Below are 19,041 nucleotides of genomic sequence, written 5' to 3'. Positions count from 1 at the left end.
GGCGACGTGCTGGTGGTTGGCTTCACCCTCGCGGGGCAGAGCTTCATCGGCCTGAATGGCGGCCAGGCGGTGCCCTACTCCAATGCCGTATCGTTCACCATCACTTGCGAGGACCAGGCCGAGGTGGATCGGCTATGGGATGCCCTGACCGCCGATGGCGGCAAGCCGGTGCAATGCGGCTGGCTGAACGACCGCTGGGGCGTTCCGTGGCAGATCGTGCCGAAGGGCTTCACCGAAATGCTCGCCAGCGACAATGGCGAGGGCGCCAAGCGGGCCATGACGGCGATGATGGGCATGGTCAAGCTCGACATGGCGGCCCTCGAAAGCGCCTATCACGACGAGCCCAAAGGCCGGAAAACAGCCTAAGTAATTGATCCAAATCGTTTTAAGTCCGGGAATGGCGACGTCCCCGGACGCCTGTTATTTGTCCGCAGCTTGCTTGACATCGAGTCCCGCGGCTTCTTATATGCCGCGCGTTCACAAGGGTTGTTTCAGCCCCTGCGGGCTCTGTGGCGGGGTAGCTCAGTTGGTTAGAGCACGGGAATCATAATCCTGGGGTCGGTGGTTCGAGTCCACTCCTCGCTACCAAAATCCTCCTATATTCAAGGTCGCAGCCCGACACCGCGGGTCAACTCGGCTTGCAGGTGCAACTTGTCTTGATGCGGCAGGATGCAGGTCGATGCTATGACCATGCCATGACCCGACTCACTGCTCCCATACCGCCCACCGACTGGACCGACGCCGAGATACGCGCCGCGCTGCGCGACATCTTCGATGCCGCCGTTGCCAGCGCCGAGCCAGGCGCCGCCGTATTGCGGCATCTGCCGGAAAAACCCAAAGGCCGCTGCGTCGTGGTCGGGGCCGGCAAGGCCGCGGTGGCGATGGCGGTGGCGCTCGACAAGGCATGGCCCGATGTCGACCTGTCCGGCGTGGTGGTCACACGGCACGGCCAGGGCGCGCCGGCCGGGCGGATCGAGGTGCTGGAAGCCGCGCATCCCCGGCCCGACGCCGGCAGCGAGATGGCCGGCCGCCGCATGCTGGCCGCGGTGCAGGGCCTGACCGCGGACGATCTCGTCGTCGCTCTGATGTCGGGCGGCGGCTCGTCACTGATGGTGGTGCCCGCCGACGGCATGACGCTCGCCGACAAGCAGGCGGTCTACAACACCCTGCTGCACAGTGGCGCCAACATCGTCGAGATGAACGCGGTGCGCAAACATCTCTCGGCCATCAAGGGCGGGCGGCTCGCGCAGGCGGCGCATCCGGCGCGGGTGGTGACGCTGGCGATCAGCGACATTCCCGGTGACGATCCGGCGGCGATCGCCTCGGGACCCACGGTGGCCGATTCGGGCACGCTGGCCGAGGTGCGCGACATCCTCGCACGCTACCGGATGGAACTGCCGGCGGGTGCGCTGGCGGTGCTCGCCGGCGATCCGCAGACGCCGAAATCGCTGGCCGCGCACAATAGCGTCACCGTGATCGCCGCGCCGTCGCTGGCGCTGGAGGCCGCCGCGAAAGCTGCGACAAAACTAGGTCTGACGCCGCTGATCCTCGGCGACGCGATCGAAGGCGAGAGCCGGCAGGCCGGGATCGTGATGGCCGGCATCGCGCGCTCGGTCCACCTCAACGGATTGCCGGTCCGCGCCCCCGCCATACTTTTGTCGGGCGGCGAGACCACCGTCACGATCGGCCCGGACAAACCCGGCCGCGGCGGGCGAAATACTGAATTCCTGCTCGGCTTCGCCATCGCCATGGCCGGCGAAGCCGACGTCTTCGCACTCGCCGGCGACAGCGACGGCATCGACGGAACCGAGGATGCCGCCGGCGCCATCGTTACCCCCGACACGCTGGCGCGCGCCCGCGAGAAAAACCTCAATCCGCGTGCGCTGCTTGTCGCACATGACAGCTATAGTTTGTTCGCAGGGATCGGCGACCTGGTCCACACCGGCCCTACCGGTACCAATGTCAATGATATCAGAGCCATTCTGATCACCAGAGGCGGCCTCGCGGCCGAATGAACATGCGTCGCAACCGTCGGGCCAAGATCGTCGCCACCGTGGGTCCCGCCAGCGGGTCGCCGGAAATGCTCGAGCAATTATTCCTGTCTGGCGTCGATACGTTCCGGCTGAACTTCAGCCATGGCACCCATGAGGACCATGCCAGGGTCCACGCCGCGATCCGCGCGCTGGAAACCAGGCTCGGCCGTCCCATTGGCATTCTGCAGGATCTGCAGGGACCGAAGATTCGTGTTGGAACCATCAAGGACGGCAAATTCGTCGTCGCGGCCGGCGAGGCGGTGCGCTTTGTGCTCAAGGGCGCGGACGGCGACAAGATGTCGATCCCGCTGCCGCATCCGGAAATTTTTGACGCCGTCACGCCCGGCGACGATCTGCTGATCGACGACGGCCGCATCCGCGTCCGCGTCACCGGCATCGGCGGCGATTTCATCGATGCCAAAATCATCACCGGCGGTACGATCTCGAACCGCAAGGGCGTCAATGTGCCGAGCGCGGTGCTGAACCTGTCGCCTTTGACGGCGAAGGACCGTGCCGATCTCGCTTTCGGCATCGAACTCGGCGTCGACTGGGTCGCGCTGTCCTTTGTGCAGAAGCCTGGCGACGTGATCGAGGCGCTCGGCTTGATCGACGGCCGCGCCGGCGTGATGTCGAAGATCGAGAAGCCGGCGGCGCTGGAACATATCGACGACATCATCCGACTGTCCGGCGCGGTGATGGTGGCGCGCGGCGATCTCGGCGTCGAGATCCCGCATGAGGATGTCCCGGGCCGACAGAAGGAACTGATCAAATCCTGCCGCCTCGCCGGCAAGCCGGTGATCGTCGCCACCCAGATGCTGGACTCGATGGTCGCAGCCCCCACGCCGACGCGCGCGGAAGCCTCCGATGTCGCCACCGCGATCTATGACGGCGCCGACGCGGTGATGCTGTCGGCGGAATCCGCCAGCGGCGCCTATCCGCGCGAGGCCGTGGAGATGATGAGCCGTATCATCGAGAGCACCGAGCGGCACAAGATGTATCGCTCGATCCTCGACGCCTCGCAGCCCGGCGAGGAAGAGACCGCGCCGCACGCGGTCGCCGCCGCCGCCGCCGATCTTGCCGCGGCCCTTCATGCCGCGGCGATCGTCGCCTTCACGTCGAGCGGCACCACCGCCGCGCGCATCGCCCGCAAGCGCCCCAAAGTCGCACTGCTGGCGGTGACGCCGAACCAGCTGGTGGCCCGGCAATTGTGCCTGCTGTGGGGCGCGCACAGCGTGCTGTCGGAAGACATCCACACCTATGAGGAAATGGTCGAGAAGGCGACCCAGACGGCGCGCGCCGAATCATTCGCCAAGCAGGCGGACGCCATCGTCGTGGTCGCCGGCATTCCGTTCGCCGAGGCCGGCACCACCAATAATCTGCGGGTCGTGCAGATCGATTGAGCCGCCGCGAATGGCGGATCATCATTCAACCGGTTGCTGTCAGCAATCCAGCGTGTTGTCGCGTTCCCATTCCGAGAGATGGCGGGCGTGGTCGTCCCATTCCTGTCGCTTCAGCCTGGTGAAGGCCGCGACCAGCGCGCCCAGGCTTTCGTTCAGCACCTGACTGCCTTCCAGCGCGCGAATCGCATCGAGCAGATTGAGCGGCAGGCGCTTGACGTCACCGACGGTGTGGCCCTCGGTGTACATGTTGATATCGAGGCGCTTGCCGGGATCGCGCTGGTTGCGGATGCCGTCGAGGCCGGCGGCGATGATGGCGGCCTGCAGCGCATAGGGATTGACGGCGCCGTCGGGCAGCCGCAGCTCGAAGCGGCCGGGCTCAGGAATCCGGATCATGTGGGTGCGGTTGTTGCCGGTGTAGGTCACCGAACTCGGCGACCACGTCGCCCCCGACGCCGTGCGCGACGCGTTGATGCGCTTGTAGGAATTCACCGTCGGGTTGAGAATGGCGGCCAGCGCCTCGGCGGAATGCATGATGCCGCCGATGAAGTGATAGCCGAGCGCGGAGACGCCGAGCTCGCCCTTCTCGTCCTCGAACAGGTTGCGGTCGCCGTCCCACAGCGAGACGTGGACGTGGCAGCCATTGCCGGTGAGGTCGACGAACGGCTTGGGCATGAAGGTCGCGCGCATGCCGTGCTTTTCGGCGATCGCCTTGGCCATGTATTTGAAGAACACGTGACGATCCGCGGTCACCAGCGCGTCGTCGAAGCCCCAGTTCATCTCGAACTGGCCGTTGGCGTCCTCGTGATCGCTCTGATACGGGCCCCAGCCGAGCTGCTGCATGGCATCGCTGATCTCGCTGATGACCTCGTAGCGCCGCATCAAGGCGGATTGATCGTAGCAGGGCTTCGCCTGCCGGTCGGCGCCATCGTCGATGCTGCGGCCATCCGGCGCGATCAGGAAGAATTCGCATTCGACCCCGCTCTTGAGCTGCATGCTCTTGCCGGCCTTGGCGATCAGGCGTTTCAAGGTGTTGCGCGGCGCCTGCTCGACCGGTCTGCCGCTCATCCACGGATCGGCGGCGAGCCAGGCCACTTCGGGTTTCCATGGCAACTGAATCAGGCTGTCGGCGTCGGGCATCGCCAGCACGTCAGGATCGGCCGGGGTCATGTCGAGCCAGGTCGCGAAGCCGGCAAAACCGGCGCCATTCTTCATCATGCCGTTGATGGCGGTGGCCGGCACCAGCTTGGCCCGCAGCGAGCCGAACAGGTCGGTGTAGGAGATCAGGAAATTCTTGATGCCGCGTTGTTCGGCCGTCTTCGCCAGGTCCGACATGTTGCCTCTTGCCTCGCTGCGGTTACGACGTGGTCAGAAGTTATTTCTACCCGGAATCCAGTTGGTGCCCGCCAGCGGAACGCCGGCCATGGCAGCGGCCTCCACCGTGAGCGCGACGAGGTCTTCGGGTTCCAGATTGTGGACATGGCTCTTGCCGCAGGCCCGCGCGATGGTCTGGCACTCCAGCGTCAGCACCGCGAGATAATTGGCGAGCCGTCTTCCGGCGAGCACCGGATCGAGCCGCGCCGCCAGCAGCGGATCCTGCGTGGTGATGCCGGCGGGATCGCGGCCCTCATGCCAGTCGTCATAGGCGCCGGCCGTGGTGCCGAGCGCGCGATATTCTTCCTCGTGGCGCGGGTCATTGTCGCCCAGCGCGATCAGCGCCGCTGTACCGATCGAAACCACGTCGGCACCCAGCGCCAGCGCCTTGGCGACATCGGCGCCGGTCCGGATGCCGCCGGAGACGATCAGCTGCACCTTGCGATGCAGGCCGAGATCCCGCAGCGCCTGCACCGCCGGGCCGATCGCCGCCAGGATCGGCAGGCCGACATTCTCGATGAAGACTTCCTGCGTCGCCGCGGTGCCGCCCTGCATGCCGTCGAGCACCACCACGTCGGCGCCGGATTTCACCGCCAGCGCCGTGTCGTAATAGGGCCGGCTGGCGCCGACCTTGACGAAGATCGGCTTCTCCCAATCGGTTAACTCGCGCAGCTCCTCGATCTTGATCTCGAGATCGTCGGGGCCGGTCCAATCGGGATGACGGCAGGCCGAGCGCTGGTCGATCCCTTCCGGCAGGGTGCGCATCCTGGCGACGCGCGCGGAAATCTTCTGGCCGAGCAGCATGCCGCCGCCGCCGGGCTTGGCGCCCTGCCCGATCACCACCTCGATGGCATCAGCCCTGCGCAGGTCGACCGGGTTCATGCCGTAGCGCGACGGCAGATATTGATAGACCAGCGTCTTGGAGTGAGTGCGCTCTTCCGACGTCATGCCACCGTCGCCAGTGGTGGTCGAGGTCCCCATCGCCGAGGCGCCGCGGCCGAGCGCCTCCTTGGCGGCGCCTGACAGCGCGCCAAAGCTCATGCCGGCGATGGTTATCGGGATCTTCAGCTCGATTGGCTTCTTCGCAAAACGGGTGCCGAGCAGCACATTGGTCCCGCATTTTTCGCGGTAGCCCTCCAGCGGATAACGCGAGATCGACGCGCCCAGAAACAGCAGGTCGTCGAAATGCGGCAGCTTGCGCTTGGCGCCGCCGCCGCGAATATCGTAGATGCCGGTCGCCGCCGCGCGCTGGATCTCGGCAATGGTGTGCGGATCGAAGGTCGCGGAATAGCGTGGCAAGGTACGATGGGTCGCGGCGGGATGGTCGTGGTCGGCCATTAAAACTCCGATCAGTAGGCGTCGACGTTGTCGACGTGGAAATGATAAAGTTTTCGCGCCGAGCCGTAGAGCCGGAAATCGGCGCTCGCCACATCGTCGATCCCGGCTTTGGCGAGGACGCTCTCGAGCACGCCGCGGTCCGCGTCCGTCATCGGCTTCTCGATGCAATCGGCGCCGAGACTCTTGACCGCACCGCGCACGAACAGCCGCGCTTCATAGATGGAATCGCCGAGCGCCTCGCCGGCATCGCCCAGCACCACGAGGCAGCCCTCCTGCGCCATGAAGGCACTCATCGGCCCGATCGATCCCTTGACGACGATATCGATGCCTTTCATCGAAATGCCGCACCGCGCCGAGGCGTTGCCCTCGATCAGCAGCAGCCCGCCATGACCGGTGGCCCCCGCCGCCTGGCTGGCATCGCCCTTCACCGTGACGGCGCCGGACATCATGTTCTCGGCGACGCCGACGCCGGCATTGCCATGGATGACAACATGGGCCTCGCAATTCATGCCGGCGCAGTAGTAGCCGACATGGCCATCGATCTCGACGGTGATGGGGAGCGTCAGGCCGCAGGCGATGGCGTGCTTGCCGCCGGGATTACGCACCCGCCAATGGGTCTCGTTGGTATCCGCCGGAAGCGCGTGGAGCTGGGCATTCAGCTCGCGCAGTGTGATCGATGCCAGGTCGGCGTCGGACATCAATGGCGTTCCCAGGCATACACAATGGAAGGCTCCGGCTCGAACACGCGAGCGTTCGCGATGCCCGGCAACGCGTCCAGCGCGCGATATTCCGAGCCGAACGCGACATAGTCGTCGGTCTCCGCCATCACCGCCGGCTTGCAGGCAATCGGATCGCGCAACACCGCGAAGCCGGTCTCGGTGCCGACCACGAATGTGTAGAAGCCGTCGAGATCGCTGAGGCTTTGCGTCAGCGCTTGCTTCAACCCGGCGCCCTCCCGCATCCGCCAGGTCAGATACCCCGCGGCGACTTCGCTGTCATTGTCGGTCGCGAAGGATAGCCCCTCCCGCTTCAGCACGCGGCGCACCGCGTGATGGTTGGACAGCGAGCCATTGTGGACCAGGCACTGGTCGAGTCCGGTGGAAAACGGATGCGCGCCGTTGGTGGTGACCGCCGATTCCGTGGCCATGCGAGTATGGCCGATGCCGTGCGTGCCGGACATCGAGGACAGCGCAAATCGCCGGGCGACGTCGCCGGGCAGCCCAACTTCCTTGTACAGTTCCATGCGGGCGCCGGAGCCGACCACTTCGACAGCCGGCGCTTGCCGAGCCACCGCCGCCACAAGCCGCTCACGCAGGTCGGTCGCCACCGACACGATCACGTGGTTGGAACGGGTCACGGCGTGCAGCGGACCGACCTCCCGCTCAAGCTCAGCAATCGTCGCAGCCGCGTCTCCGCCGACGATACGCAAGGTCACCTTGATCCGCCCGCGATCGCCCTTGCCGTAGATCGCAAAGCCGGCGCTATCCGGCCCGCGATCGGACAGCGTTTCGATCATCCGGTGCAACATCGCCCCAAGTTGAGGCTCCAGCGCCGCGTTCTTGAGGAACAATCCTGCAATTCCGCACATTTTCGCCTCAAGAAAATTTATTTCCTAAAACCTACTTTGCAGAAAATCGACTGTCAATCGGCGCGCGCGGTGGCCGGAATGGATAGCTCTGAAAAGATGAGTTGATGTAGCGGCTTGGCTGGGGCAGTGATGAAACGTCATGATAGGAATCCACTTCTCTCCCACAGCCATGAGGGCCGCGAGTTGACGAAAGCCGCCAGCAAGAAATCGACGCGCACGAAAATGGCCGCTGCCGGCGATCTTCTGACCGGTTCCGATGCGCCGGCGGAGATTGCCAGCACGCTTGAATCCCAGATCGGCATCGAAGTGCGACAGCTCCGCAAGGCGCTGGAGCTGACCGTCGCCGAGCTGGGTATATCGGCGGGGATCTCGACGGGCATGCTGTCCAAGATCGAGAATGGCAGCATCTCGCCGTCGTTGACGACGCTGAGCGCGCTTGCCAAGTCGCTCAATGTCCCGATCAGCCGGTTTTTCCGGGAGACCGAGGAACGCCGCGACTGTTCGTTCGTGAAGGCGGGCGCCGGGGTCAAGATCGACCGGCGCGGTACCAAGTCCGGCCATCAGTACAATCTGCTCGGCCATTCCATCCATGGCGAGATCGGCGTCGAGCCCTATCTCATCACACTGAATCAGGACGCCGAGCCCTACACGAATTTCCGCCATGCCGGTGTCGAGCTGATCTACATGCTGTCCGGCAAGGTCCGCTACCGCCACGCCGACAAGACCTATCTGCTGGAGACCGGCGACGCCTTGTTCTTCGACGCCGCGGCCCGTCACGGCCCCGAGGAACTGATCAAGGCGCCGATGAAGTATCTGTCGGTGATCGTCTATCCGCGGCGTAGCTAGGCGGAAAAGCATGAATCGATCGCCAGCTACAAACCGGCCAAGTTTATCAACCTTTAATTGCGTGAAGACGCTCGTAAAACTTGTCGGTCATTTTTTCGCCCGCTATATCTGGACCGAAGCGCGGGGATTCGATGACAGCCAAGACAAGACCGCTCAGAAAAAAATACGAAGCGACGGTGTCGCGCCCGCAGCTGCTGGTCGATGGATCGGACTTCGCGCTTCGTCAGTTTCTGCATGACACGCTGGCCTTTTCAGCACGGCTGCAGGCCGTTCGCGGCCATTTCGGCGCCGTGATCGGATTGTCCGGAACCCAGTATACGGTGCTGATCGCTATCGCTCATCTGAGCAGCACGACCAAGAAGGTCGGCGTCAATCAGGTCGCCGACCACCTGCATTTCAGCGGCGCCTTTATTACCATCGAGATCAACAAGCTGGTTTCAGGCGGACTGGTGGAAAAAGAAGTCGACGTGGTGGACCGAAGGCGCGTGGTTCTAACCATCACGCCAAAAGCACGCACCCTGCTTGACGGGTTGGCGCCGATGCAGCGGCCCGTCAACGACATGCTGTTTCGCGACCTCTCGGCCGCGGACTTTGAAAACACTCGACTGCTGATGTCCCGGATGGTCACCGCGGCCAATGACGCGATCCGGCTGCTCGACTACAAGCAGCCGATCGCGACGAGCCGACTGCCGCGATAGTTAGCCGATAGTATCATTTGGGTCGAATGCCGGGATCGCCACCCGGGCCACCCGGGGGTGGTATCACGGGCGTGTTCCCGACATCGGGCGTCGGCGCGTGAATTTCTGAGTCCACGCCAGCCGGGGGGCACAGCACACCGTCGGATCGGGCGAGCTGGTCACCCAGCGGCTCCGCCGCCTGCCCTGTCGGGGAAGAACCATTCGGGGTGATGGTGCCCCGCGGGCCAGTCTGTGTCGGTGTGCAGTTAATGGACCGCGCCGGCGGCGTGGTCGCAGCGGGTGGCGTGGCCGGCGCCGGCGGCGCCTGGGCCAAAGCCGCTCCGCAACTCGCGATCACAAGGCTGACGACAAGCAACGATTGTTTGATCTTCATCTCACTGAAACGGCCGACGGCGACAACAGTTCCGCCGGCAACGCCGCCATCAGGATTTTCGGTAGCGGATCAGCGAGAAATGACCCATCGGCGCCATCGGCCGGCGTTCCGTCAGGGTGACGCCGCCATGCGAGCCTTCCCAATCGACCAGACGGCCCCATGGAAACTCCGGCCGCCAGCCCAGTCGCCGGGCCAGGGGCGCGAAAGCCAGTTCGAACAGCCGGCGTGGGCCACTCTCGGCGCCGATGTGATTGACCAGAATGAGTTCGCCGCCGGGCTTCAGTACCCGGACGAATTCATCCAGCGTCGCTTCCGGATCCGGCACGGCGGTGATGACATATTGCGCCACGACCGCGTCGAAATAGGAATCCGCGAAAGCGAGGTTCTTGGCATCCATCACCGCCAGCGCTTCGACATTGGTCAGGTTGAGCGCCTGGACGCGCTGATGCGCCTTGCGCAGCTTCGGCTCGGAAATATCGACGCCGCAAATTCTGGTATTCCGCGAATAATCGATCAGCGACAGGCCGGTGCCGATGCCGACGTCGAGAATACGGCCACCGATCCTGTCGGCCTCGATGATGGTGGCCTGCCGTCCGGGGTCGAACACTTTACCGAATACGATGTCGTAAATAGGTGCCCACAGCCCGTAGGCCTTAGCGACCCCCGCGCGGTCGATATCGCCAGCCATTTCCTGCCCTGAACTCTTAGACGCGCAAAGCCGCGATCAGCGGCTGCGACACGTTAGCATCCCCGACCAGACTACCGACAGGACTTTTCGCCGCGGCACTCTTGATGAAGCCGCCACCGAGCACGCGGGCCTGGCCGCCGGCGGCGTCATAGAACACACAGGCCTGACCGGGCGACACGCCCTCCTCGCCGCCGACCAGCTCGATTTCGTAGGCGCCGTCCACCATCCTCAGCCACGCCGGCTGCGGCGCGCGGGTCGAGCGCACCTTGACGAACAGTTCCAGCCCGTCGCCGACCGCGCGATCGATCGCGCCGCCGCCGATCCAGTTGACGTCGCGCAGCGTGATGCGGTGCATCCGCAGCGCTTCGCGCGGGCCGACGATGACGCGCCGGGCGGCGGCATCGAGCTTGATGACATAAAGCGGCGCGCTGGCCGCGATGCCGAGGCCACGGCGCTGGCCGATGGTGAAATGCACGATGCCTTCATGGCGGCCGATGACATGGCCGTCGAGATCGACGATGTCGCCGGGCTCCAGCGCATTCGGCTTCATGCGCTCGATCACGTCGGTATAGCGGCCGGACGGCACGAAGCAGATATCCTGGCTGTCCTGCTTGTCAGCGACCGACAGGCCGAACTGGCGCGCCAGTTCGCGGGTCTGCGGCTTGGTCATGTCGCCGAGCGGAAAGCGCAGATAATCCAGTTGCTCCTGCGTCGTGGCGAACAGGAAATAGCTCTGGTCGCGGTCGGCATCGGCGGCGCAGACCAGCGCGCGCGAGCCGTCGTCGAGCCGGCGCGAGGCGACGTAATGGCCGGTCGCCAGCGCGGAAGCCCCGAGTTCACGCGCAGTCGCCAGCAGATCGCGAAACTTGACCGAACGGTTGCACTCGATGCACGGCACCGGGGTTTCGCCCATCGCGTAGCTGGCGGCAAAATTGTCGATCACCGATTCACGAAACCGGCTCTCGTAATCCAGCACGTAATGCGGAATCCCGATCCGTTCGGCGACATCGCGGGCGTCATGGATGTCGCGGCCGGCACAGCACGCGCCCTTGCGGTGGGTGGCGGCGCCGTGATCGTACAGCTGCAGCGTGATGCCGACGACATCGTAGCCTTGCGACTTCAGCAACGCGGCCGTTGCCGAGGAATCGACGCCGCCGGACATCGCAACCACGACACGGGTGTCCTGCGGACGGCCTTCGAGATCCAGACTGTTGAGCATGGTTTTGGTCACTGCTGCGACCGCCCGGCTGCAAACCGTCACGATCAGGAAGACTGGAGCAAATCCCGGAACTTGCGGTCGTTCCGGCGATAGGCTGCGATCAGGGCTGTAATATAGGCGGTCGTCCGCTCAGGCAATCGTGGTGCCGGGCCGCCGACGGCAAATCTTGCCGCCGGGCAGAAAGGAGCAGGCGCCGAAACCGGCGCAGCCTTCCCTGCATCCTCGTAAGTCACTGTAATATATATATATTTTATTCTGTCGCGGCATGGCCCGGTCCTTGCTGCATGGAACCAGAACCCACCGTGAAAGGCTGCCCCTTGGTTAGCGTGATCCCAGATACAGCCTCCACCGCGTCATTCCAGAATGCGCGATCAAAGACGGCCCGCGATGATCTGCCTTCGAGCGCCGGTGATTTCGGTGCGCTGGTCGACAGCAACGCCGCGAGCAGCCGGCCGGATGACCGCGCGTCCCCAGCGCTGCCCGACCAGCCGGCACGGTCACCGCGTGATGACAACCGCCCAAGCCAGGCCGACACCAGCGCCCGGCGTCAGGACGACCGTACCGACGCGGCCGCCGCCTCCGATACCCAGGATCGCAACGCCCAGACGGACGCGAGCAATCGCGCCGACGCGTCCAAAGACGGCAAGCCGGCCAAGTCCGATGGCAAGGCAGACGGCAAGGCAGACAGCAAGGCAGACACTACTGACGCCAAGTCGAACAAGGACACCAGCAACACCATAGCTTCGGACGCCGGCACCGCAAACGCCGCGACGCCAATCGATCAGGCCGTCCCGGTCACCGCGGTCGCTGTCATCATTCCGGTCGTAGTCGCCTCGACCGACATCACCACGACGCCTGCCACAGCCAATGCCGGCCCAACCCAGCCGCTGGCCATCGCCGCGGCCGTGCTGAAAGCCCAGGCCGCGGCCGCGGAAGCCGCCAATGCCACCGGGACTGAGAAATCGCCACCGGCTGCGACCGACGCGGCCACCGATCCGACCTTTGCGGCGCTGATCGCAACGGCCCAGCCCGCCGCCGCGAAATCCGGAGACAAGCAGACCAAGCTATCAGCTGAGGGCACAGCGTCGGGAGAGGCCAAGCTGGACAAGGGAGCTACGGCCGCAACGACGACGGCCACCGCCGCCCCGACATCGCAGCCAACCTCTACCGGAAAAGCCCCGGTCAAGGACGGCAAGCCGGACGCGGTCTCGGCCGACGGCGCCAAGCCGGACGGCACCGAGGCCACGACGAAGCCGGCCGCGGCCGCGCATGGACACACCGCCCCCGATGCCGCGCCGCCGACCACGGCCGACCTCACGGCGACGGCCAATACCGCGCAGCAGCCGCAGCTACAGACCGCGGCTCCGGTTGCCGCCGCCGCGCCGCAGCTGACCGCCGCGATCGCGACCAACGCCCCGGTGCCGTTGAATGGTCTCGCGGTCGAGATCGCGCAGTCCGCGCAATCCGGCAAAAGTCGCTTCGATATCCGGCTCGATCCCGCCGAACTCGGACGCATCGACGTCCGGCTCGAAGTCGATCGCCACGGCAACGTCACCTCGCATCTGACGGTGGAAAAGCCCGAGACGCTGGCCATGCTGCGCCAGGACGCACCGCAGCTGCAGCGCGCGCTGGAGCAGGCCGGCATGAAGACCAATGATAGCGGGCTGCAGTTCAGCCTGCGCGACCAGTCCTCGGGACAACAGCAGAACACAGGCGACAATTCGGGGCGCCAGTCGCAGCGCCTCGTCATCAGTGAAGAAGACTCCATGCCCGCGGTCGCCGCGGGACGAAATTATGGTCGCATGCTGGGATCCAGCCGCGGCGTCGACATCAGTATCTGAGGAGATAGCCATGGCCACGATTGATTCCACCACCCCGATCACCGTCGTTTCGGCGCCCGCGGCCGCCAGCACCACGACGTCCACGACGGCCGCGACCACCACCCCGGGGATCGCGGATAATTTCCAGACCTTCCTGACGCTGCTGACGACGCAGCTGAAAAATCAAAATCCGTTGGACCCGCTTGATACCAACCAGTTTACTCAGCAGCTGGTGCAATTTGCCGGCGTCGAGCAGCAGCTCAAGGCGAACGATCAGTTGAAGTCGCTGGTCGATCTTCAGAAGAGCGCAGCTTCGACCGAAGCGCTGGTCTATGTCGGCCAGAACGTGGCCGTCGATGGCAGCACCGCGCAGTTCAGCACGTCGGCGACCTGGAACATGACCGCCGCGCAGGACACCAGCAACTCCACGCTCAGCATCGCCAATGCCGCCGGCGTCACCGTCTATACCGGGCAATTCGCGATCAAATCGGGCGGCGCGACCTTCGTGTGGGACGGCAAGGGCAATGACGGCACGCAATATCCGGCCGGCGCCTATACGCTGTCGGCCACCGGCGTCGACCAGACCGGCAAGTCCGTGGCGATCTCCACCGAAGTGCAGGGCGTGGTCGATTCGGTCGACCTCACCGCGAGCCCGCCCTTGCTCTCCATCGGCGGCACGAATTACACCACCGACAAGATCAAGCGCGTCGTCCGGCAGGCTACTACCACCACGCCGGCGGCGTGATCGCTGCTTCTGGTTGAAGGATCGCCCGGGGCCACGGCCTCGGGGACTGCCATATCGGGCCTTCAAAAGAGCAATCCCGGGCTTATTCGGAACCATTCACATTGGAGTTATAGGCTTAGGCAAATTTTAAGCCGCTGAGCGTAGGTTGTTGAAGTGAGTTCAGTGGTTGAGAGTTTGTGAGTACGCCATGACAGAACCCCATCGCCCGAGGGTCAAATACGTCATCGGGCCTGACGGCAGTCCGTTAACAATCGCGGACCTGCCAGCGCCCGGGACAAAACGGTGGGTCATCCGCCGCAAGGCCGAAGTTGTTGCCGCCGTCCGCGGGGGCCTGTTGTCCCTCGAGGAAGCCTGCAGCCGCTACACGCTGACCGTTGACGAATTCCTTTCCTGGCAATTCTCCATCGATCAACACGGCCTGGCGGGACTGCGGACGACCCGCATCCAGCAATACCGCCAATAAGCGAATCTTTCCCGATATCGCGCATTTGATGAAAACCGGCTCCTTCACAGGAAGCCGGTCTTCGTCATTTTAGCCAATGTTTGTTACCTATTAACCTTCGTTAACCATATCGAAACCATCCCATGGGCAAAATTTGCCCAGTCGGTCTTTCGGGCCGAGTTTCAGGGGCTGGTTCGTGCAGAGTCTGGTTGAATTCCTCAAGGGCCTGGGCGCCGCGCGTTTGATGGCAATGGTCGCGGTGACAGCCGCGCTCATCGGCTTCTTCGCGTTTGTCATCATGCGCGTCACCACGCCGCAGATGACCACGCTGTTCACCGAGCTCAGCGTTGAAGATGCCTCCGCCATCATCAAGGATCTGGAACGCCAGACGATTCCCTTCGAATTGAAGAATGACGGCACCGCTATCCTGGTGCCGAAGGACAAGGTCACCCGGCTGCGCATGAAGCTGGCCGAAGGCGGCCTGCCCAAGGGCGGCGGCGTCGGCTACGAAATCTTCGACAAGTCGGACGCTCTCGGCACCACCAGTTTTGTCCAGAACATCAATCATCTCAGAGCCCTGGAAGGCGAGTTGGCGCGCACCATCCGGGCCATCGACCGCATTCAGGCGGCCCGCGTCCATCTGGTGCTGCCGGAACGGCCGCTGTTTTCGCGGGAGACGCCGGAGCCGTCCGCCTCGATCGTGGTGCGGGTGCGCGGCATGCTCGATCCGCAGCAGGTGCGTGCGATCCGCCATGTGGTGGCGTCCGCCGTCAACGGGCTGAAGCCGAATCGGGTATCGATCGTCGATGAAGCCGGCCAGTTGCTGGCCGACGGCGCCGCCGACGCGACCGTCGATGGCGCGACCGGCGACGAGCGACGCGCCGGCTTTGAAAAGCGCATGCGCAACCAGATCGAGGCGATCGTCTCCTCGATCGTCGGCGCCGGCCGGGCCCGCGTTCAGCTGACGGCCGATTTCGATTACAACAAGGTCACCCAGACTTCCGACAAGTTCGATCCCGAAGGCCGGGTACTGCGCTCCAGCCAGTCACGGGAAGAATCCTCGGCGGCAGCCGGCGCTGACGGCGCCGTGACGGTCAACAACGAGCTGCCCGGCAACCAGGCCCAGGGCACAGCCACCGCGCGGGACCAGAGCAAGAAATCGGAAGAGACCAATAATTACGAAATCTCCCGCGTGACCAAGACCGAAGTCACCGAGGCCGGCCGCGTCAACCGCATCTCGGTCGCGGTGCTGGTGGACGGCATCTACACCAAGGGCGAAAAGGGCGACACCGTCTACCAGGAGCGCAGCAAGGGTGAACTCGACCGCATCGCCACGCTGGTCCGCTCCGCCATCGGCTTCGACCAGAAGCGCGGCGATCAGGTCGAGATCGTCAATCTGAAATTCGCCGAAGGCCCGGCCGTCGTTCCGGTCAGCGAGCCGTCCGGCCTGTTCGGCCTGCTGCAATTCACCAAGGACGACGTGATGAACGTCATCGAACTGGCGGTGATGATGCTGCTCGGACTGGTGGTGATGTTCATGGTGGTTCGCCCACTGGTCCGCCGCATCCTCGCCTCGGAGCCCGCAAACGCGCTGAGTGCGCCGGGCGGCGCCGCGGCGCTGACCGACGGCACCATGGTCGGCCCGGACGGACATATGCTGGTGCCTAACGCGGCACCTAACATGATCGATATCGCCACCATCCAGGGCCAGGTCCATGCCCAGTCGGTGCACCGCGTCGGCGAACTCGCCGACCGAAATCCCAACGAAACCGCCGCCATTGTTCGTCAATGGCTGCAAGAACCGGCGTAACCTGAATGGCTGAACTGCGAACCACCGGTGATAACAGCAGCGACATCGCCAGCGTCGTCGCTTCGCTTGCCCAGCGCCAGGGCGGCCGCCCGGCCGGAAAGGCGCTGAGCGGCCCGAAACGCGCGGCCATCCTGATGCTCGCCCTCGGCGAGCAATATGGCGGCAAGGTCTGGTCGCTGCTCGACGATGACGAGGTTCGCGAATTGTCGAGCGTAATGTCGACGCTCGGCACCATCGAGCCTGAAACCGTCGAAGACCTGATGCTCGAATTCGTGTCGCGGATGTCGGCCTCGGGCGCGCTGATGGGCACCTTCGACGCCACCGAGCGGCTGCTGACCCAGTATCTGCCTTCGGACCGTGTCAACGGCATCATGGAAGAAATCCGCGGCCCGGCCGGCCGCAACATGTGGGAGAAGCTCTCCAACGTGCAGGAGGAGGTGCTCGCGAACTATCTCAAGAACGAATACCCGCAGACCATCGCCGTGGTGCTGTCAAAACTGAAGCCGGAACATGCCGCGCGCGTGCTGGCGATCCTGCCGGAAGACCTCGCACTCGACGTGGTGGGCCGCATGCTGAAGATGGAAGCGGTACAGAAGGAAGTGATCGAGCGCGTCGAGCAGACGCTGCGTTCCGAATTCATGTCCAACCTGTCGCAGACCCGGCGCCGCGACGCCCATGAGGTGATGGCCGAGATCTTCAACAATTTCGACCGCCAGACCGAGACCCGCTTCATCACCTCGCTGGAGGAAGACAACCGCGAAGCCGCCGAGCGCATCAAGGCTCTGATGTTCACCTTCGACGATCTGGTCAAGCTCGATGCCGGCTCGGCGCAGACCCTGATGCGCAACATTGACAAGGACAAGCTCGGCATCGCGCTGAAGAGCGCCAACGAGGATGTGCGCGCCTTCTTCATGGGTAACATGTCGTCGCGCGCCGCCAAGATGCTGCTCGACGATATGGCCGCGCTCGGCCCGGTCCGGCTGCGCGATGTCGACGAGGCGCAGGCGCTGCTCGTCAATCTCGCCAAGGACATGGCCGCCAAGGGCGAAATCGTGCTGACCAAGAACCGCGCCGACGACGAGCTGGTGTACTGATGGCCGCGCCCGCCAAATATCTGTTCGACGTCGATTTCGCCGCGCCCGACAAGACGCGTGCCCCGGCTGCGACGCCGGCGGAGATCGCCGAACTGGTCGCCAATGCCGAAGCCCGCGCCTACCGCGCCGGCTTCGATGCCGCGCAAAGCGAGGCACGGGTCGTCAGCGATCGCCGCGCGGCGCTGGCGCTGGAAGAAATCGGTATCGGCATCGCATCGCTGTCGACCCGGTTTGCCACCATCGAGACCCGGATGGAGACCGAAGCCGTCGATGTCGCGGTGTCGGTCGCGCGCAAATTGTGCAGCGAATTGATGGCTGGCGAGCCGCTCACCGAGGTGATGGCGCTGGTACATGATTGCTTCAAGCATCTGGTAGCCACCCCGCATCTGGTCGTGCGCATCAACGACCAGCTCTATGACGAGGCGCGCGAGCGTATCGAGAAGCAGGCCAAGCAGAGCGGCTTCCAGGGCCGGCTCGTCATACTGGCCGAACCCGAGATCGAGACCGGTGACTGCAAGATCGAATGGGCCGACGGCGGAGTGCTGCTGGAGCGCGCCACGATCGACACCAAGATAAACGAACTCGTCGGACGCTATATGGCGTCGCGCAATCAGGCCGGCCAGCCACGGCCATGAGGACAAGACCATGAGTGACCAGGACACCCAGGTGCCACTTCCCGATCTCAACGCCGCCGACGCGATGGCGATGGCGGATATCGGCTACAATGATGAAGACCAGGTCACGCGGATTGCCGCCGATCTCGAAGCGGTGTTCGACGTGCCGGTGCAGGTTTCAGCCGTGCTCGGACGCTCCAAGATGGATGTCGGGGAGTTGCTCAAGCTCGGCCCCGGTACCGTACTCGAGCTCGACCGCCGCGTCGGCGAAGCCATCGACATCTATGTCAACAACCGCCTCGTGGCGCGCGGCGAAGTCGTCCTGGTCGAGGAAAAGCTCGGTGTCACGATGACGGAAATCATCAAGACCGAACGCGCCTGACCCTTCACGATCCTGCGCCCGAACGGCGCGACGAGACTAACAGGAGATCACCATGCGGCTTCTCATCGTTGGCACGCTCAAGGGCCAGCTCACCACCGCCACCAAGATTGCCATGGATAATGGCGCCTCCGTGGTTCACGCCGAGGACCTCGACCAGGCGATGCGGGTGCTGCGCGGCGGCAAGGGCGCCGACCTGTTGCTGGTCGACGTCGCGCTCGACATCCGCGACCTGGTGATGCGGCTCGAGGCCGAGCACATCCATGTGCCGATCGTCGCCTGCGGCATTACCAATGACGCCCGCGCCGCCGTCGCCGCGATCCATGCCGGCGCCAAGGAGTACATCCCGCTGCCGCCGGATCCGGAGCTGATCGCGGCGGTTCTCGCCGCGGTCGCCAATGATTCCCGCGACCTGATCTACCGCGACGAGGCGATGGCCAAGGTGATCAGGCTGGCCCAGCAGATCGCCGGCTCGGACGCCTCGGTCATGATCACCGGCGAATCCGGCACCGGCAAGGAGGTGCTGGCGCGCTACGTGCACACCCGTTCCAACCGCGCCAAGAAGCCGTTCATTTCGATCAAT

The 19,041-nt window shown here is 64.5% G+C and carries 20 protein-coding genes and 1 tRNA gene; 14 read left to right on the top strand and 7 right to left on the bottom strand.

Going from position 1 to position 19,041, the window contains the following annotated elements; genetic code table 11:
- The 4 genes from Q0S16_RS08145 to pyk all read left to right on the top strand — a co-directional run.
- A partial coding sequence (locus Q0S16_RS08145) for a VOC family protein (protein ID WP_295846870.1) occupies positions 1-366 on the top strand: 366 nt, incomplete at its 5' end.
- A 145-nt stretch (positions 367-511) separates the two neighbouring features.
- Positions 512-588, top strand: a tRNA-Met gene (locus tag Q0S16_RS08140).
- A 107-nt stretch (positions 589-695) separates the two neighbouring features.
- Complete coding sequence (locus tag Q0S16_RS08135; RefSeq protein WP_295846867.1) at positions 696-2,015, top strand: glycerate kinase; 1,320 nt, start codon at positions 696-698, stop codon at positions 2,013-2,015.
- A gap of 2 nt (positions 2,016-2,017) precedes the next feature.
- Positions 2,018-3,433: a pyruvate kinase gene (gene pyk, locus Q0S16_RS08130; protein WP_295846864.1), complete on the top strand. Its 1,416-nt coding sequence runs from the start codon at positions 2,018-2,020 to the stop codon at positions 3,431-3,433.
- Between the two features lie 39 nt (positions 3,434-3,472).
- Here pyk and glnT read toward each other — a convergent pair whose 3' ends face one another.
- The 4 genes from glnT to Q0S16_RS08110 are packed head-to-tail and all read right to left on the bottom strand — an operon-like array spanning position 3,473 to position 7,730.
- The gene (glnT, locus tag Q0S16_RS08125; protein ID WP_295846862.1) at positions 3,473-4,765 is read right to left on the bottom strand and encodes a type III glutamate--ammonia ligase; all 1,293 of its coding nucleotides are present in this window, start codon (positions 4,763-4,765) and stop codon (positions 3,473-3,475) included.
- A 33-nt stretch (positions 4,766-4,798) separates the two neighbouring features.
- Positions 4,799-6,142 (bottom strand): FMN-binding glutamate synthase family protein, encoded by a 1,344-nt coding sequence (locus Q0S16_RS08120; RefSeq protein WP_295846860.1) that lies wholly within the window; start codon positions 6,140-6,142, stop codon positions 4,799-4,801.
- 11 nt (positions 6,143-6,153) lie between these two features.
- Positions 6,154-6,840, bottom strand: coding sequence for a protein glxC (locus Q0S16_RS08115; protein WP_295846858.1), 687 nt, complete (start codon positions 6,838-6,840; stop codon positions 6,154-6,156).
- Positions 6,840-7,730 (bottom strand): glutamine amidotransferase family protein, encoded by an 891-nt coding sequence (locus tag Q0S16_RS08110; RefSeq protein ID WP_295846855.1) that lies wholly within the window; start codon positions 7,728-7,730, stop codon positions 6,840-6,842. The genes Q0S16_RS08115 and Q0S16_RS08110 overlap by 1 nt, the downstream gene beginning before the upstream one ends.
- A gap of 222 nt (positions 7,731-7,952) precedes the next feature.
- Here Q0S16_RS08110 and Q0S16_RS08105 point away from each other — a divergent pair, with 222 nt between their 5' ends.
- The gene (locus Q0S16_RS08105; protein WP_295846874.1) at positions 7,953-8,576 is read left to right on the top strand and encodes an XRE family transcriptional regulator; all 624 of its coding nucleotides are present in this window, start codon (positions 7,953-7,955) and stop codon (positions 8,574-8,576) included.
- Positions 8,577-8,707: 131 nt separating this feature from the next.
- On the top strand, positions 8,708-9,274 hold the full coding sequence (locus Q0S16_RS08100; RefSeq protein ID WP_295846853.1) for a MarR family winged helix-turn-helix transcriptional regulator: 567 nt from the start codon (positions 8,708-8,710) through the stop codon (positions 9,272-9,274).
- A gap of 13 nt (positions 9,275-9,287) precedes the next feature.
- Here the strand turns inward: Q0S16_RS08100 and Q0S16_RS08095 are convergent, their stop codons facing one another.
- Genes Q0S16_RS08095 through mnmA form a run of 3 tightly spaced genes read right to left on the bottom strand, consistent with a single transcriptional unit; the run spans position 9,288 to position 11,554 of the window.
- Complete coding sequence (locus Q0S16_RS08095) at positions 9,288-9,647, bottom strand: hypothetical protein (RefSeq protein ID WP_295846851.1); 360 nt, start codon at positions 9,645-9,647, stop codon at positions 9,288-9,290.
- 49 nt (positions 9,648-9,696) lie between these two features.
- Complete coding sequence (locus Q0S16_RS08090; RefSeq protein ID WP_295846849.1) at positions 9,697-10,335, bottom strand: class I SAM-dependent methyltransferase; 639 nt, start codon at positions 10,333-10,335, stop codon at positions 9,697-9,699.
- 16 nt (positions 10,336-10,351) lie between these two features.
- Entirely contained in the window at positions 10,352-11,554 is a 1,203-nt protein-coding gene (mnmA, locus tag Q0S16_RS08085) for a tRNA 2-thiouridine(34) synthase MnmA (protein ID WP_295846873.1), read from the bottom strand.
- A gap of 326 nt (positions 11,555-11,880) precedes the next feature.
- Between mnmA and Q0S16_RS08080 the strand changes: the two genes are divergently transcribed.
- The 8 genes from Q0S16_RS08080 to Q0S16_RS08045 form a co-directional block, all read left to right on the top strand.
- Complete coding sequence (locus Q0S16_RS08080; RefSeq protein WP_295846847.1) at positions 11,881-13,395, top strand: flagellar hook-length control protein FliK; 1,515 nt, start codon at positions 11,881-11,883, stop codon at positions 13,393-13,395.
- A gap of 10 nt (positions 13,396-13,405) precedes the next feature.
- Positions 13,406-14,119 carry a flagellar hook capping FlgD N-terminal domain-containing protein gene (locus Q0S16_RS08075; RefSeq protein WP_295846846.1) on the top strand — a complete coding sequence of 238 codons (714 nt, stop codon included), beginning with the start codon at positions 13,406-13,408 and terminating at the stop codon, positions 14,117-14,119.
- Positions 14,120-14,306: 187 nt separating this feature from the next.
- Entirely contained in the window at positions 14,307-14,582 is a 276-nt protein-coding gene (locus Q0S16_RS08070; protein WP_002714638.1) for a DUF1153 domain-containing protein, read from the top strand.
- Between the two features lie 175 nt (positions 14,583-14,757).
- The gene (fliF, locus tag Q0S16_RS08065; protein WP_295846844.1) at positions 14,758-16,371 is read left to right on the top strand and encodes a flagellar basal-body MS-ring/collar protein FliF; all 1,614 of its coding nucleotides are present in this window, start codon (positions 14,758-14,760) and stop codon (positions 16,369-16,371) included.
- 5 nt (positions 16,372-16,376) lie between these two features.
- Complete coding sequence (gene fliG, locus Q0S16_RS08060) at positions 16,377-17,465, top strand: flagellar motor switch protein FliG (protein WP_295846843.1); 1,089 nt, start codon at positions 16,377-16,379, stop codon at positions 17,463-17,465.
- Complete coding sequence (locus Q0S16_RS08055) at positions 17,465-18,100, top strand: FliH/SctL family protein (protein ID WP_295846841.1); 636 nt, start codon at positions 17,465-17,467, stop codon at positions 18,098-18,100. The genes fliG and Q0S16_RS08055 overlap by 1 nt, the downstream gene beginning before the upstream one ends.
- 10 nt (positions 18,101-18,110) lie before the next feature.
- A complete protein-coding gene (gene fliN / locus Q0S16_RS08050; RefSeq protein WP_295846839.1) occupies positions 18,111-18,461 on the top strand; it encodes a flagellar motor switch protein FliN in 351 nt (116 codons plus the stop codon).
- Between the two features lie 52 nt (positions 18,462-18,513).
- Positions 18,514-19,041: sigma 54-interacting transcriptional regulator (locus tag Q0S16_RS08045; RefSeq protein ID WP_295846837.1), on the top strand; the 528-nt coding region annotated here is incomplete at its 3' end.

This window comes from Tardiphaga sp. (assembly GCF_025356345.1).
Classification (GTDB): Bacteria; Pseudomonadota; Alphaproteobacteria; order Rhizobiales; family Xanthobacteraceae; genus Tardiphaga.
This window is presented reverse-complemented; position numbering and strand designations above follow the sequence as displayed.

What these genes read in the sequence shown, in the direction of transcription:
- Q0S16_RS08135 (WP_295846867.1), top strand. Translation starts at nt 696, where the DNA reads ATGACCCGACTCACTGCTCCCATACCGCCCACCGACTGGACCGACGCC.
- pyk (WP_295846864.1), top strand. Translation starts at nt 2,018, where the DNA reads ATGCGTCGCAACCGTCGGGCCAAGATCGTCGCCACCGTGGGTCCCGCC.
- glnT (WP_295846862.1), bottom strand. Translation starts at nt 4,765, where the DNA reads ATGTCGGACCTGGCGAAGACGGCCGAACAACGCGGCATCAAGAATTTC.
- Q0S16_RS08120 (WP_295846860.1), bottom strand. Translation starts at nt 6,142, where the DNA reads ATGGCCGACCACGACCATCCCGCCGCGACCCATCGTACCTTGCCACGC.
- Q0S16_RS08115 (WP_295846858.1), bottom strand. Translation starts at nt 6,840, where the DNA reads ATGTCCGACGCCGACCTGGCATCGATCACACTGCGCGAGCTGAATGCC.
- Q0S16_RS08110 (WP_295846855.1), bottom strand. Translation starts at nt 7,730, where the DNA reads ATGTGCGGAATTGCAGGATTGTTCCTCAAGAACGCGGCGCTGGAGCCT.
- Q0S16_RS08105 (WP_295846874.1), top strand. Translation starts at nt 7,953, where the DNA reads ATGGCCGCTGCCGGCGATCTTCTGACCGGTTCCGATGCGCCGGCGGAG.
- Q0S16_RS08100 (WP_295846853.1), top strand. Translation starts at nt 8,708, where the DNA reads ATGACAGCCAAGACAAGACCGCTCAGAAAAAAATACGAAGCGACGGTG.
- Q0S16_RS08095 (WP_295846851.1), bottom strand. Translation starts at nt 9,647, where the DNA reads ATGAAGATCAAACAATCGTTGCTTGTCGTCAGCCTTGTGATCGCGAGT.
- Q0S16_RS08090 (WP_295846849.1), bottom strand. Translation starts at nt 10,335, where the DNA reads ATGGCTGGCGATATCGACCGCGCGGGGGTCGCTAAGGCCTACGGGCTG.
- mnmA (WP_295846873.1), bottom strand. Translation starts at nt 11,554, where the DNA reads ATGCTCAACAGTCTGGATCTCGAAGGCCGTCCGCAGGACACCCGTGTC.
- Q0S16_RS08075 (WP_295846846.1), top strand. Translation starts at nt 13,406, where the DNA reads ATGGCCACGATTGATTCCACCACCCCGATCACCGTCGTTTCGGCGCCC.
- Q0S16_RS08070 (WP_002714638.1), top strand. Translation starts at nt 14,307, where the DNA reads ATGACAGAACCCCATCGCCCGAGGGTCAAATACGTCATCGGGCCTGAC.
- fliG (WP_295846843.1), top strand. Translation starts at nt 16,377, where the DNA reads ATGGCTGAACTGCGAACCACCGGTGATAACAGCAGCGACATCGCCAGC.
- Q0S16_RS08055 (WP_295846841.1), top strand. Translation starts at nt 17,465, where the DNA reads ATGGCCGCGCCCGCCAAATATCTGTTCGACGTCGATTTCGCCGCGCCC.
- fliN (WP_295846839.1), top strand. Translation starts at nt 18,111, where the DNA reads ATGAGTGACCAGGACACCCAGGTGCCACTTCCCGATCTCAACGCCGCC.